The following is a 15602-nucleotide window of genomic DNA, read 5'->3' as shown; positions in this document are numbered from 1 at the left end:
GAGGGGCTATTGTTTATAATACCTCGAGACTTTATCAAATAAAATGCCGGGGACGAAAGGCTTGCTCAGGTAATCGCTCATACCGGCGGCGAGGGCCTTGTCGTAAGTCTCGGGCATCGCGTCTGCTGTCAGCGCTATGATAGGGATAGCCGGTAATTGCTTTTTTATATTTCGGGTTGCTTCAAAGCCGTCCATAACAGGCATTTGCAGGTCCATGATAATAAGGTCGTAAGTTTTACTATTAACCATGTCTATGGCTATCTTGCCATTAAGCGCCTCATCAACTTCGGCCTTCCATTTTTTCAGGAAACGCGAGGCAATAAGCAGGTTCATCTTATTATCATCAACAATAAGTATGTTCATGCCTTCAAGGTTGGGCTTGGCATTTATAAAAGTAGGGGTAGTCTGTTTATTTTGCTCGTTATAAGGTAAGTTAAATGTAATAGCAAATGCAAAGGTAGTGCCCCAGCCCAGGCTGCTATTGACAATGATATCGCTGTTATGCAGATTAATTAGCCGTTTCGTAATAGCCAGGCCTAAACCGGTGCCTCCATGGTCGGTATTATTAAGTATAACAGGCTCTTGTGTAAACGGATCAAATATCATAGTCAGATTTTCGGGAGAGATACCTACGCCTGTATCGGAAACCGTAAATTGTATGGTTGCTTGTTTATCATTAATCTGCGTTGTTTTAAGGTTGATATCAATACGGCCTTGCAGGGTAAACTTAACGGCATTGCTAATCAGGTTATTTAATATCTGACTCAGTCGCATCTGGTCGCCAACTAAAAATTCGGGTATAGTGTCATCGATGGTAAGATCGAGCGTCAGTTTCTTCTCCGCCGCCTTTGCCGAAAAGCTTTGCCTGATCTTTTGTGCCAGCATATGTATGTTAAACTTTAGTTCGTTTAACTCCAGTTTGCCGGCTTCTATTTTATTATAGTCCAGTATGTCATTGATAATGGCCAGCAGGTTTTCGCCCGAAAATTTCAGAATGTTAAGATATTCCATTTGTTCGGGGCGGGGCGAATCAACTAAAAGCAAATTGGTAGTGCCAATAACGGCGTTCATAGGCGTACGAATTTCATGGCTCATGATTGACAGGAAATCCGACTTGAACTTTGAGGATTTTTCGGCCAGCTCTTTAGCCGAAATTAGTTCCATGGTAGCTTTTTGCTGATCAGTGATATCCTCGCCGATACTTGTTGTCTCTTTAAGCATACCATTCTCATCATAAGTCATGGTGTTTTGCCAGCTGATAATACGTTGCTCGCCATTGCGGCAAACAATAGGATTGGTATATTGTGTTGGCACGGCATTTTGGGTGAGCATATTGCCAATAACGGCCTTTAACTCGTCCGGAATAAAATTATCAAACCAGTGCATGCCGATCACATCTTTTTGGTTATAGCCCAACATGTTGGCCAGGTGCTGGTTGCAAAAAGTCACGTAGCCTTTATTGTCTAATGAGACAGCTGCCATTTTAATGGTCTCAAGTACCAGCTTGTACTTGTTTTCGCTGCGTTTGTAGTCAATTTCAACCAGTTTGTGGGCAGTAACGTCTTGTAAGGTTCCGATGATTTTGCGGGCGCTACCATCTTCGTTACGTATTACCTTGCCAATAATAACACTCAGATACTTAATGTTATTGTCGGGTGTATTAATGCGGAAGACACAGGTATAATTTGGTATACTGGCAGCGCTTTTATACAGATGCTGTAAAATGAATTTGTCGTTTCTGTGAACGTGTTTGAGTAGAAAACGTTTAATGCCCATGAACTGCAACAGGGCAGGATCAACCTCAAAAATGTGGATGACTTCGTCAGAATAGCTGAAGGTTTTATTAGGAATATGCCAATTCCAGTTACCTATCTTGGCGATAGTCTGCGCTTCAATCAATTCAGTACGGCCCTTGCGGATAGCTTTTTCTGATAATTTAATATCGGTAATATCTTGTATAACACCCGCTATCCTTTTTATGATGCCATCATCATTTAACACTTTATTGCCGATGATTATGCGTATATATTTCAGGCTACCCGCGGGGGTAATGAGCTTATGATCATATTCTTTCCTTCCTGATGTGGCAATGGTTTTTAAAAAAACGGTGCATTCCTCACGGTCATCAGGGTGTACCAGGCTGATATAATAATCAAACGGCTCAATATCTTTCGGAAACCCATTTGCTTCCAATATTGAAAGCATATTATCAGATAAATAAGTATCTCTTGTAGCAGCCTCATATAACCAGTTGCCTATTTTGGCAATAGATTGAGCTTCAAGCAATAATAGTTCTTTTTCTTTCAGCGCTTCCGAAGCGTGGCGTTGCTCGGTAATATCTTCCAGTGAAGCCGATATGCGGTGTGTATAATTACCTTCGCGGTCGAAAACGGGTGTTATCCTGGCATTTAACCAACGCCCGGTGCCAAAATCAGACAAGTACTGTAATGATGTCGGTTTGCGGTTGGCAATAACATAGTCAAGCGCTTTATTAAATTTTTCGGTTTTTTCCGGCGTTAATATATCTCCTACCTTTTTGCCTATCAGTGATTTTGGATCAACAACACGTTCCTGAAATTCATTGAACCAGGCGTTAAGACAAACTTTGTCTTCATTAAATTCAAAGATGATATCGTCAAGCGAATTAATAAGCGAGTTAAGCTGTTGTGAGTTGGGTTGTTGTGATCGGTCGGGAAGGCCTGTGATGTATTGTTTAACTGCGTTCCTGATATGCCGTTTATAGGTGGCTGTCATCCAGATAGCCATAACCAGTAAAACTACCAGGGGCATGCCTATACTATAATAAAACGATATTAGTAACATAGGTCCGCAGGTAATTGCCATTAAAAAGATAATTTACAAAATGATTACGACTACGAATATACCTAAATGCTAAGTTTTGACGAAATAGTTTAATAAGACAACTTTTTTACAATTTCACAACCGCAGGTACGGCTGAATTATACGCAGATTGTATATATTTGTTGCACATACTAACAATCTTTCTATGTCTGCATCAGCACAACTAAAAATAGGCGATAAAACATACGATCTTCCGATAATTGAAGGGACAGAAGGCGAAAAAGCTATTGATATTTCAAAATTAAGGGATCAAAGTGGTTTAGTAACGCTTGATATTGGGTATAAAAATACAGGCGCCACCCAAAGTTCAATTACTTTTTTGGACGGCGAACAGGGTATTTTGAAATATCGCGGTTATCCTATTGAGGAGCTTGCCGAAAAATCGACTTTTATTGAGGTTGCTTATTTGCTGATCTACGGCGAACTGCCTACGGCACAACAACTGAATGATTTTGAATACGAGATAAGTCGCCACACGCTGGTGCACGAGGATATGAAGAAGTTTTTCGACGGCTTCCCATCTCATTCACACCCTATGGGCCAGTTGTCATCACTGGTTTGCTCGCTCTCTGCTTTTTATCCGGAATCATTAAAGCCAAACCAAACTAAGGAAGAGCTTAATCAGAGCATTATCAAAATGCTGAGTAAAATGGCTACCATAGTTTCCTGGATTTATAAAAAGTCATTAGGTCATCCGGTGATGTATCCGCTTAATAAGTACGATTACGTAACCAATTTCCTGAACATGACCTTTGGCCAGCTGACCGAAGATGTACAGATAGACCCGGTTGTAGTTAGTGCTATGAATACCTTATTGATATTGCACGCAGACCATGAGCAAAATTGTTCTACATCTACTGTACGTATTGTGGGGTCGTCCGAGTCGAACATTTACGCTTCTGTATCTGCCGGTATTTCTGCGCTTTGGGGGCCGCTGCACGGTGGTGCTAACCAGGCGGTTATTGAGATGCTGGAGAAGATCAAAGCAGACGGCGGCGATACAGACAAATGGATTGCAAAAGCAAAAGATAAAAACGATCCTTTCCGTTTGATGGGCTTTGGCCACCGGGTTTATAAGAACTTTGATCCACGCGCCAGGATCATTAAGAAAGCTTGTGATGATATCCTCGAAAAACTGGGTGTCAATGATGAAGTGTTGGAGATAGCCAAACGCCTGGAAGAGGTGGCGCTGAAAGACCCGTACTTTGTTGAACGTAAACTGTACCCTAACGTCGACTTTTACTCGGGTATAATTTACCGTGCTCTTGGTTTCCCTACCGATATGTTTACTGTGCTGTTTGCACTAGGCCGTTTGCCGGGATGGATTGCGCAGTGGAAAGAAATGAAAGAGAATAGAGAACCAATCGGCCGGCCGCGTCAAATATATATTGGCGCCGTTACCAGGGATTATGTTCCGATTGAGAAACGATAAGCTGAATTTAACGTTCTAAGCCTCCGAATATCGGGGGCTTTTTTGTTGTTTGATACCGCAAAGTGTTTCACAAAAAAGTGAAACACTTTGAAACAGTTGAAACACTTTTCGTGTTAACTAATTGACAATAAGCTATTTGTAAAAAACGAGTGAAACACTTTGAAACAGTACAAATACTTTAGGCAAATACCATTAAGTGTCTGAAAATAAATAGCTTATGGTTATTTTTGACTTTTTGACCAAATGAAGTGAAACATCTAAAATGAAACACCTCAAATTAATAACCCGGCCTAAAAAAATTACTGTTTTTTAAAACATAAAAAATGGCCGGAATTTCTTCCGGCCATTCGTGCCATTTAGCGGCCCTTTATATATCAAAGATTAATCTTCGCCATCCTGGGTGCCATACAGGTAAGTCTCGGTATTGCTTACTGGCAGCGTAACGCTGTCGCCGCGGCTTATTTGCCACCAGAAACGCTGACGTAGCTTTTCATGGTTGCCAATCTCGTTCATGCTGTCAGAGTCATACAATCGGCCGTTGATCATCACATACTTGATGTTATTGCTGTTGCGGATATCATCCAGCGGATTTTGATTCATCACAATGAGGTCGGCAAGTTTGCCTCTTTCCAGCGATCCTATCTCTTTCTCCATGCCTAAATAAGCCGCACCGTTAATAGTTGCGCAGCGGATCACCTGTAACGGTGTCATGCCGCCCTGTGCCAGCATCCACATTTCCCAATGGGCACCTAAACCTTGCAGCTGTCCATGCGAGCCGAGGTTCACTTTGGTGCCGCCATCGGCAATTTGTTTTACGTATTTTGATACTTCGATATGGCCATATTCGCCATACTCAGAAGTGGTGCGGCGGCGCGAGCGTGCATCAACAATTGATCTTGGTGTGAAGTTAAGTAAATGCGCATCTTTCCAAACTTCGGTACGGTCATACCAATAGTTTTCGCCGAATTGCGTACCATAACTTACAATAAGCGTAGGGGTATAGCCGGTTTTGCTATCGTTCCATAGTGTTTTAACATCCTTATAAACCGGCCATACGGGGATGTTGTGCTCAATGCCGGTGTGTCCGTCCAGGATCATGTTCATGTTGGTAAAGAACGTTGAACCACCCTCAGGCACCACCTGCATCTGCAATTGGCGTGCAGCCTCTATGATCTCCTGGCGCTGCTCGCGGCGTGGTTGGTTGTAGCTCTTTACCGAGAATGCGCCCACATCCTTTAAGCGGCGCAGGGCAGCAAGCGCATCATCCAGGCTATTGATCACCACCTTGAAATCGCCATCGGCACCATAAAGCACTGAGCCGGTCGAGTAGACGCGGGGGCCTACCATGCGCCCGGCCTTCAGCATTTCAGACTGGCTAAACACCATCTCGGTATTACTTGACGGATCATGCGCTGTAGTTACGCCATAAGACAGGTTGGCAAAATAGTTCCAGTCCTGTTGCGGCGAAATACCGTCCGGGCTTGGGTGCAGGTGTGCGTGTACATCAACAATACCCGGCATAATGGTTTTACCCGGGATATCATAAACTTTAGCATCCTCTGGTACCTGTACATCGTCACTTTTGCCTATGGCCAGTATTTTGTTATGATCTATAACGATGGTGCCTTTCTCAATCACCTGGTCATCTTTCATGGTTATGATGCGGGCATTGGTAAAGGCAATCTTACCGTCAGGTACATCTGTTTTTAATTTCAGGTTGATGTCAATTCCGGCCGTATCCAGCGGCGGCGGAGTGCCGTCGACAAACGGAAATGCGTTGTGAATGTCGCGGGTGTAATATTTGGGGCCAAGTACCCATATTAGTTTCTGGCTGTCTTTACTCCAATGTAATGAGGTGCCGGCATCTTTAGTCAGCTTGTTAAGCGGTAAGGCTTTATTACTAGCCGATAGGTCTTGCGGGTTGCCTGAACTTACCATTGGTGTTACGTAGCAATTAAACAGCTCTGTAAACGCCACCCATTTACCATCAGGGCTCGGGGTAAATTGCGTAGCATAAGTTGATGTATAAAGTGTACGCTGGTTGCCGCCATTGGCATCCATCACCTTAAAAGCTTTTTTACCGCCCTCGCGGCTTTGATAATAGATCTTACTGTCATCTGCCGAGAAAGTAGGGTTGAGGCCATTGTCAATAATAAGGGTCGGTTGACCGCCACCGGCCGGGATGGTATAAATGCCAGGGTTAACACCAAACGCAAAGCCTAACACCTCATTACCTTCGCCCCGGCGATAAATAATTTTATCGCCGCGATTTGAGAATTTCGGTGTATAATAGTACCCCTTGTCCGCAGTAATGCGGGTTACTACATGAGTAGTAAGATCGACTGTATTGATCGAGGCTTTCAGCGCATCATTCCACGACACGTAAACCAATTGCTTGCCATCCGGACTGAAAGATGGATCATATTCAAAGTCAGTTAACGTATCAATACGGGTAGGCACGCCCGACGGCAGGTCTTTAGTATAAACATAACCCGCTGCATTGAAAGCTATTTTTTTGCCATCAGGCGATGTAGTTACCTGGCGGATCATCCGGGCGGTAAACTCTTCCTGGAAAACGCGTTGCGGAAAATGCAGCGCATCGGTAATAGTTTGTTGCGAGGAAACTTCAAACGGAATTTGTACAGCCTGTAACGAGGTTATATCCAGGTTCCAGATCTTTCCTTTGGCATAAAAAACAATGTTCCTGCCGTCAGGCGTCCAGGAAAAGTTTGGATATACACCAAAAATAGCCCAGGTTTCCTGCTGGTCGTGCGACAGATCATCATAAATTGGCCACTCTTCGCCGGTGTCCAGGTTGTGCAGATACAGCACAGATTTTAAACGCACGCGTTTAACAAAAGCTAATAATTTGCCATCGGGAGATATCTGCGGACGGCAGGCGCCGCCTGCATCGCCGGTCACAGTTTCAATTTTGCCGGTTTCGCGGTTTAACCTTCTGATGGCATATATACCCGCGTTAGGGTCTTTGCTGTATTCAAAGCTGGGGCCGGGTGTCATGTCCTCGCTCCAATAAATATATTTATTGTCAGGCGATACGATAGGTTCGCCGGCATCCTGCTGGTCGTTTTTGCGTTTGGTAAGTTGTATACCATCACCGCCATTTTTGTTGTAAAGCCACATTTCGCCCGCACCTAAAGAGCGGGTACCTGTATAATGTTTGCGTGCAACCAGGTATTGGCCGTCGGGTGTCCAGCTGGCATTGTTGAGCAGTCTGAAAGATTCCTTAGTGATTGAATGTTTGTTGCTGCCGTCGGCATTCATTACCCAGATATTGTCACCACCTTCTTTATCGCTGGTGTATGATATCAATTTACCATCGGGGCTGTAACGGGGCTGTACCTCGTACGATTTACCGCCTGCCAGTAAAACAGCTTTACCGCCGGTGATAGGCACATTATAAATATCGCCCAACAAATCAAAAACAACGGTTTTGCCGTCAGGGCTAACATCAAGGTTCATCCAGGTACCTTCGTCAGTCTTAATAGTAACCTTCTTTTGGTCTCCCGGCGGGGCCTCAACATTCCACTTTGGAGCCTGCGCCTGTACGGCACCGGCCACCACTAAAAGTATAGAAGTTAGTTTAAATAGCTTCATTAGTTTGTGTGTTTACAACCGCTAAGTTAAAACTATTAGCGCATTTTAGGTTATTCCTGCTTAAAACCCATTATAATTTTAATAGTTTTGACATTGTCAGGATTAAAATGACTATACAAGAAATACTCAAAACGTACTGGAACCACGACGCCTTCCGGCCCATGCAGGAGGATATCATTCAATCTGTATTGTTAGGGTATGATACGCTGGCGTTATTGCCAACCGGCGGAGGTAAATCGGTTTGTTTCCAGGTGCCGGCCATGGCCAGGGAGGGGATATGTATCGTGGTGTCGCCGCTGATAGCGCTGATGAAAGACCAGGTAGAAAACCTGAAACAAAAGGAAATTGAAGCTGTGGCTATAACAGCAGGTATGAGCAAGCGCGAAATTGATACAGCGTTGGATGCCTGTATATATAATAACGTAAAGTTTCTCTATCTGTCTCCTGAGCGGTTGCTGTCTGAATTGGTGCGTGAGCGTATTAAATATATGCGGGTTAATCTGTTCGCGGTTGATGAAGCGCACTGTATTTCGCAATGGGGATATGATTTCAGACTTGCCTACCTGCATATTGCCGATCTGCGCGAAATACATCCGGATGTGCCTGTATTGGCATTAACGGCTACGGCTACAGCCCAGGTTAGGCAGGATATTCAGGATAAGCTGCTGTTTAAAGTTAGCCAGGTTTTTCAAAAAAGCTTTGAACGTAAAAACCTGAGCTACGTGGTGCAGAATGAGGAGAATAAATTCAGAAAGCTGCTGGATGTTCCCAAAGGGGTTAAGGGCAGCGGTATTGTTTATGTTCGCAGCCGACGCGAGTGTGCCGAGATAGCTAAATTTTATAATGATAACGGTATTGGTGCCGATTTTTATCATGCGGGGCTGACGCCCGACGAACGCTCGAAAAAACAGGAAAGCTGGAAACAAAACGCTACCCGTATTATGGTAGCCACTAATGCTTTTGGTATGGGGATTGATAAACCCGACGTGCGGTTTGTAATTCATAAAGACCCGCCCGAAAGCCTCGAAGCTTATTACCAGGAAGCCGGCCGCGGCGGTCGTGATGAGAAAAAGGCTTACATTGTATTATTATATAACAATGCCGACCATGCGCGGCAGGAGAAAATATTTGAATTAAGCTTTCCTTCAGTAGATGAGATTAAGCGGGTTTATCACCAGTTGTCCAGTCACTATTCGATAGCCTACGGAGCAGGCGAGGGGCTGAGCTTTGATCTGGACTTAGGGGCGTTTTGCAATAAATATCAGCTGGATGTGATCAAAACGCTTAATGCCTTGAAATTTTTAGAGCAAAGCGAATACCTGTCATTCAGCGAGAGCGTGTTTTTGCCATCGAGATTCAGATTTGACGTGCCGCACGAGCAGCTCTATAACTTCCAGATACAAAATGCCGGTTGGGACGCCTTTATAAAAACGTTGCTTCGATCGTACGGAGGGGCGTTTGAGAGCTATGTGCGTTTGAAGGAGTTTGATGTGGCCCGCCGTGCCAACCTTAGTGTGCAGCAGGTTATTGAAGGATTAAAGCAACTGCAGGACTTTAATGTGCTTACCTATCTGCCGCAGAATGATCAGCCGCAGGTTACTTATTTAAGGCCGCGCCAGCAAAGCAAAGAAGTTTACATCGACAAAAAATATATAGCGCAGCGCAAAGCCACTTATCTTAAAAAAATGGAAGCTGTGTTTGCCTACTGCACCCGTAAGCAATGCCGCAGCCAACAGTTGTTGGCCTATTTTGATGAGCCGGATGCCGAAAAATGTGGCGTGTGTGATGTTTGCCTTGAAAAAAAGCGCCGACAAAGCGTCACGGATGTAGTAGAAGACATTACCAATGAAGTGGCGCAACTGCTAACCGCCGATGCGCTGAATATCAGCACCCTTATATCATCTATAAAAACGGGCGGCGAAAAAGAGCGCCTGGATACTATCCGTTTGTTGCTGGACGCCGGTAAAATCAAGTTCAACGGCGAGTTTTATTATCTTTAAAGAATCACTTAGACTTATAATATTGCTGAAAGTCAGCACTTAATTGTCATCCCTCAATAATTTTCTTTCCGTTTTCACCGACACATAATGGGCGTTCACCGGGTAAAAAGGGCATTGTGTCGTTTTTACACTATCTGGCCGTAACCTTTTGGGTTTGGTATAGTCTTATGGATGTATCTAAAATATTAAAAAAGAAAATTCACAACAAAAAAATAAGATCATGAAAACCAGAATAGTAACTCTTATCACACTGTTAACCGTAGTATTAGGAATATCAGTAAGCAGCGCAGCAACCATAAATAATAATATTACAGAAACCCCGGTACTGGTTGCAACCAACAATATTAATAAAATCGAAGCTTCAGGAAACGTTGAAGTTTATATAACCAATGGCGACAACGACCAGGTAAAAGTTTATGATAAATATTACGCAAAAAACGCACTGGTACAAGACAAAGACGGTGTGTTGCGCATAGCATCATACAGCGGCGACAAACTGGTAGTTTTAGTAACTGTAAGCAATTTACAAGCAATTACAGCTTATGACAATGCAACTATAAAATCATACGGTAAACTGTCTTTAATTGATTTAACGCTGGTGTTAAATAATCAGGCATCGGCTCAATTAAACTTTGATGCCCTTAATGCCAACATAACTTTAAATAACCGCGCAAAAGCGCAACTTTCAGGCAGCGTAGTTGATTATAACTTAGCTTATAGCCCGTCGTCTACTTTAAACAAAACAGATCTTACGGTAATTAATGTAGGCGGCAAACGTACAGCCGCACCTCAGGCCGAAGAAAAAATAGCAAGTTTATAAAACATCCGCACACTTTTGCAAAAGTTCTATATATATTTTAATAAAAACAGGAGCTAACAACTCCTGTTTTTATTTGTAACTTCATTTATAACTATTGTAAACCATTTATAAATACCATGAAAAAAGCTTTTCAAACTGCAGTGGTCCTGTTTGGCGGGATATTTTTAATGACATCATCCTGCAAAACCGAGTGTTTAAGAGGATCTGGCCATGTGGTTACAGAAAAGCGCAAGGTTGCTGATTTTACTAAGCTCGAGATATCAGGCGCATACGATATAACCCTGGTGCAAGATAGCACGTTGGCTGTCTCGGTAGCCGCAGACGACAATTTACTCAAAGAAATAAGTACCGATATAAGCGGTGGCGAATTAAAAATTAAAACCGGTAAAAATATTTGCCCGAGTAGCGGGATTGCGGTGACCATTGGCGTACATGATTTGCAGGAGATAGAAGCATCGGGCGCAGTGAACCTTAACACCCGGGGTAAATTGGTAACTAAGAATCTGGCGCTGAAACTATCGGGTGCTAACAAGCTCAGCCTGGAACTTGACGCAGCTAATGTAACTACCACTGCCAGCGGCGTTTCTGAGCTTAACCTAAAAGGCCAGGCCAGCTCGCATGTTGTTAACCTGGATGGCGGCGGTAAAGTACACGCTTTTGATTTTATAGTGGGTAATTATGACCTGCAAACATCAGGTGCGAGCGAGTTTGAGATCAACGTTTTGCATGAACTTACAGTGAACAGCAGCGGCGCATCGTCTGTTAAATACAAAGGCAATCCGGCAGCTATAAATAGCAAGAAATCAGGTGTTTCTACAATTACAAAAGTTGATTAACTTTATACTGTAAACCGGCAGTAATTTCTCTTAAGGCTTTGCTGCAAAATTATTTATCACAATTTCATGAAAAAAGTAACAAAGATTATTGCCTACGTGGTAATATTTGCAGTAGTGCTGGTTATTGCCGGCGCTTCTTACGTAACCCTTGCGCTGCCGAATGTCGGCGAACCCGAAAACATTAAAGTTGATATCACTCCGCAGCGCGTAGCTCACGGCAAATACCTGGCCACCAGCGTGCTGTTGTGTGTTGATTGCCACTCGCGGCGTAATGCGACACTATTTGCCGGCCCTATAGATACCAATAAGCTGGGCATCGGCGGCGACAAGTTTACAGCTAATGAGGGTTTCCCTGGCAATGTTACTGTGCCAAACATTACTCCTTACAATTTAAAAGACTGGACAGATGGCGAGTTGTTCAGAGCCATAACCACCGGTCAGCGTAAAAATGGTTCAGCTATTTTTCCGCTGATGCCCTGGCCATACTACTCAAAATTGGACAGAGAGGACATTTATGACGTGATAGCGTATATCCGTACATTAAAGCCTATAAAAGCTGATTATCCGAAATCTACTTTAGATTTCCCGCTGAATATCCTGGTGCATACCATGCCGCAGAAGGCCACACTGGGTAAACGCCCCGACCCGAGAGATACCGTACGCTATGGCGGGTACCTGGTACAATCGGCTGCCTGCCAGGAGTGCCACTCGCAGGATAATAAAGGCGAACTTATTGCCGGGTTGCAGTTTGGCGGTGGTAAAGAGTTTGTGGCTAACGGGCATAAGATACATTCAGCTAATATTAGTCCGGATATGACTACAGGTATTGGCAGCTGGAGCAAACAAGCATTCATTACCCGTTTTAAAACATTTAGAGACCCGGGTAAAGCGCGGCCTGTTGGCAAAAATGAATTTCAGACCATTATGCCATGGTATAATTATGCCAGAATGAGCGAAGGCGATCTGGCATCTATTTATGCTTATTTAAGAACTGTGAAGCCGGTTAAAAACAGTGTGGCAAAATTTGTGGCCGATTAAATCTATTCACAGATTGAAAAACAAAAAGCCCGTGTCAATTGACACGGGCTTTTTGTTTTATCAATGTTTTATTATTTGTATAGTCTCAATTCCTCTATTTGCATAGCATTACCAAATGTGCTTATAATTCTCCATTGGTACATAGAATATGGTTTCGGATTAGCGATCGGATAGTAAAAGAACCGTTTGTATCTTGTTGCAGACTGTCCAATTGATTTTAGATAATCAGCAAAGCCTATAGTAAGGGTTTGATGATCAACTATATCCCAGGTATTGCCGTCGTTTGATGCTTCAAGTACCCATTCCTTAGGGTCGCGTGTGCTCTCTGAGTCGTTACCGTTTTCAATGGCGTATAACTTAACGGTAATAGGATACGCAAACTGCAACTGAAATATCTGAGGTACCGGAAATGCGGCGTAAAAACCAAATTTAGTATCCGGGTTACCATCAATCAATTTACTTGCGTTTTCGTTGGCGTTGCCTGTGTTATCGTTAGTAGATGACCAATTTATGCGCGATTGAGTAATGTCGGTAACTATACCCTCAGTAGTAACGTTTCTGCTAATAGTTACCACGCTTCCTTTGTCGGTAGTAGCAGTTACTGAAAAACTATTAAAGCTGCCAAAAGCAAATGAAACTACCGGATTAAGATCACTGCTGGTAGTTTTAGTCACAACACTGGTAGAGGGGTCAACAGCGTTAAAAGTCCATGCTATAGACTGAATGTTGCCTTTTACATTCGCGTTGAATTTAAGTTGTCCGTCTACACCGGTCTTAGCTGTGCTTATTTGCATTACGCTGTCTGGCGCAATATTAATCACAACTTGTTTATGAGAGGTCTGCCCGGTTTTTGAATAAGTTTCCAGATCTACTACATATTGACCTGTCGCCAAATAAGTATGCGATGGGTTGGTATCAGTTTTTAGGGTGTCATCACCAAATCGCCACTCTAACTTACTGAAGTTTTCTGCAAGACTGTTAAATTTAAAAGTGAAGCCATCGTTAGCATCAGGAGTTACGGAGAAATCAGAAATCGGGTTTTTAATTTCCGGATCGCTTGGTACCGTAACGGCCGTGTTTTTCGCGCACGATGCAATAAAGCCCGCGCAAAACAGTACGGCCAGTGGTTTTAAGAACTTTTTCATAGGTGTTAGTTTTTTAATGTACATAGTAAAAGCATTTATTAATATTTGTTAAGTTGGTTTCAAAATGATATACTACCGTTAAATCCTTGTTAAAAAAGAAAAATAAGGGCAATAGCCAGACGTAAATTCTGCTTTAAGAATAGATCAAATTAGGAGAGGGGGCGATATGCTTTGTGATCTACCGGTTAGGCAAATGTTAAGAATAACACGCCAATATTAACGACATGTTTTGGTATAATGTATATAATTTTTATTTATAACAAGATAATTACACAAGCATTAGAATGAGATTAGGCTATGAAATTTGATAAGGTTTAACATTACGTTTTGATTTTCTTATAGTTACATCTGACGTCTGCTTAATTAAAAATAATTAGTACCTTTGCACCTCTAAATTTATGGCCCGGTTTTGACGGGCTATAACGCAGGTACTTGAAAATTAAATTATCCACTAAACATGAATATTACACAGGAAAAGATCGATAACCTGAATGCGGTGCTGAAAGTAAACATTGAACCCGCTGATTATGAGGCACGTGTTGAAAAGGCGATTAAAGATCACGCTAAAAAAGCAAAGATGCCAGGTTTTCGCCCGGGGATGGTTCCACCGTCGCACATTAAAAAAATGTATGGCAAAAGTATTTTGGTTGATGAGGTGAACACCTTATTGTCAGATACATTAAACAACTATATTTCTGAGCAAAAGCTTGAAGTATTGGGCCAGCCATTGCCAAAGCTGGACGATAAACAGGAATACAACTGGGACTTTGCCGACAATTTTGAATTTAATTATGAAATTGGTTTGGCGCCCGAATTTAATATCGATTTTTCATCAAAGGATAAACTGACGCAATACATCATTAAAATTGATGACGAAACCCTTGCCGAGCGTGTTAAAAATATCCGCAGAAGCTATGGCAAAATGACAAACCCTGACGTATCGGCAGAGGATGATGTGTTATATGTGCAATTAACACAGCTTTCGCCTGATGGTTCTGTTTTTGATGGAGGCATAAGCAATACAACATCAGTAAGATTAGAGCAGATCAAAGACGAGAAAATTAAAAAGTCATTGACCGGTGTAAAAAAAAACGATGAAATAACACTGGATATCCAGAAAGCCTACGGTAACGATGCCCCTAAAGTTGCTGCCATTTTAGGTATCGACGAAAGCGAAGCGGCTGATTTAAAATCGAACTTTAAACTAACCGTTAAAAACGTAAACCGTTTAGAAGAAAGCGATCTGAACCAGGAGTTCTTTGATAAATTATTTGGTGCAGGAGTGGTTACAGACGAAGCCGGTTTTACAGCTAAAATAACCGAAGAGCTGGAAATGATGATGAACCAGGATGCAGAACGTAGATTGCAGAACGATATCTATACTTATAGCATAGACAAAGTTCAGTTTGAATTACCTGATGATTTCCTGAAACGTTGGTTAAAAGCTACCAATGAGAAACTGACCGACGAGGAGTTGGAAGGTGGTTACAAAGACTTTGCTCAAAACCTGAAATGGACTTTAATTGAGAACAAGATCATTAAAGATAACGGTATCGAAATTAAGTATGAGGAAGTTTTTGCAGCCGCAAAACAGAGCCTTGACGCACAGTTTAGAATGTATAGCCCATCGCCGTTAACAGAGGAGCAATTAGGCCAGTACACCGTACAATACCTGCAAAACAAAGAGAATGCTAATAAAGTATTTGACGAAGTAAAAGCCCTTAAAACAATTGATCATATTAAGAGCGTAGTTACTTTGGATAAAAAGGAAATACCTTACAACGAGTTTAAAGAATTGAAGTAAGATATACTCGTTACTTGATAAGAAAAAGCATCCTCGAACAGGGGATGCTT

Annotated in this window: 9 protein-coding genes; 6 read left to right on the top strand and 3 right to left on the bottom strand. The window is 42.6% G+C overall.

Annotated features, from left to right (window positions below):
- Positions 1-6: 6 nt before the first annotated feature.
- Positions 7-2823, bottom strand: a complete 2817-nt coding sequence (locus tag ABD772_RS03215) for a PAS domain-containing hybrid sensor histidine kinase/response regulator (RefSeq protein WP_345100993.1) — start codon at positions 2821-2823, stop codon at positions 7-9.
- Positions 2824-3007: 184 nt separating this feature from the next.
- Here ABD772_RS03215 and ABD772_RS03210 point away from each other — a divergent pair, with 184 nt between their 5' ends.
- Positions 3008-4294 carry a citrate synthase gene (locus ABD772_RS03210; RefSeq protein ID WP_345100992.1) on the top strand — a complete coding sequence of 429 codons (1287 nt, stop codon included), beginning with the start codon at positions 3008-3010 and terminating at the stop codon, positions 4292-4294.
- Positions 4295-4675: 381 nt separating this feature from the next.
- Here ABD772_RS03210 and ABD772_RS03205 read toward each other — a convergent pair whose 3' ends face one another.
- Positions 4676-7909: an amidohydrolase family protein gene (locus tag ABD772_RS03205; protein ID WP_345100991.1), complete on the bottom strand. Its 3234-nt coding sequence runs from the start codon at positions 7907-7909 to the stop codon at positions 4676-4678.
- A gap of 107 nt (positions 7910-8016) precedes the next feature.
- On the opposite strand from ABD772_RS03205, the gene ABD772_RS03200 reads away from it, so the two are divergent.
- From ABD772_RS03200 to ABD772_RS03185, 4 genes are all read left to right on the top strand, one after another.
- Positions 8017-9909: a RecQ family ATP-dependent DNA helicase gene (locus ABD772_RS03200; RefSeq protein WP_345100990.1), complete on the top strand. Its 1893-nt coding sequence runs from the start codon at positions 8017-8019 to the stop codon at positions 9907-9909.
- A gap of 220 nt (positions 9910-10129) precedes the next feature.
- Positions 10130-10729: a GIN domain-containing protein gene (locus tag ABD772_RS03195; protein ID WP_345100989.1), complete on the top strand. Its 600-nt coding sequence runs from the start codon at positions 10130-10132 to the stop codon at positions 10727-10729.
- A 116-nt stretch (positions 10730-10845) separates the two neighbouring features.
- On the top strand, positions 10846-11565 hold the full coding sequence (locus ABD772_RS03190; RefSeq protein ID WP_345100988.1) for a head GIN domain-containing protein: 720 nt from the start codon (positions 10846-10848) through the stop codon (positions 11563-11565).
- 66 nt (positions 11566-11631) lie between these two features.
- The gene (locus ABD772_RS03185) at positions 11632-12603 is read left to right on the top strand and encodes a c-type cytochrome (RefSeq protein WP_345100987.1); all 972 of its coding nucleotides are present in this window, start codon (positions 11632-11634) and stop codon (positions 12601-12603) included.
- 71 nt (positions 12604-12674) lie between these two features.
- Here ABD772_RS03185 and ABD772_RS03180 read toward each other — a convergent pair whose 3' ends face one another.
- On the bottom strand, positions 12675-13748 hold the full coding sequence (locus ABD772_RS03180) for a PKD domain-containing protein (RefSeq protein ID WP_345100986.1): 1074 nt from the start codon (positions 13746-13748) through the stop codon (positions 12675-12677).
- A 457-nt stretch (positions 13749-14205) separates the two neighbouring features.
- On the opposite strand from ABD772_RS03180, the gene tig reads away from it, so the two are divergent.
- Positions 14206-15552 carry a trigger factor gene (gene tig, locus ABD772_RS03175; RefSeq protein ID WP_345100985.1) on the top strand — a complete coding sequence of 449 codons (1347 nt, stop codon included), beginning with the start codon at positions 14206-14208 and terminating at the stop codon, positions 15550-15552.
- Positions 15553-15602: the final 50 nt, after the last annotated feature.

Origin of the sequence: Mucilaginibacter panaciglaebae (assembly GCF_039539265.1) — a bacterium.
Taxonomy (GTDB): domain Bacteria; phylum Bacteroidota; class Bacteroidia; order Sphingobacteriales; family Sphingobacteriaceae; genus Mucilaginibacter; species Mucilaginibacter panaciglaebae.
Note: the sequence above shows the minus strand (reverse complement) of the source record. Positions and strands in the feature narration are given on the sequence as shown.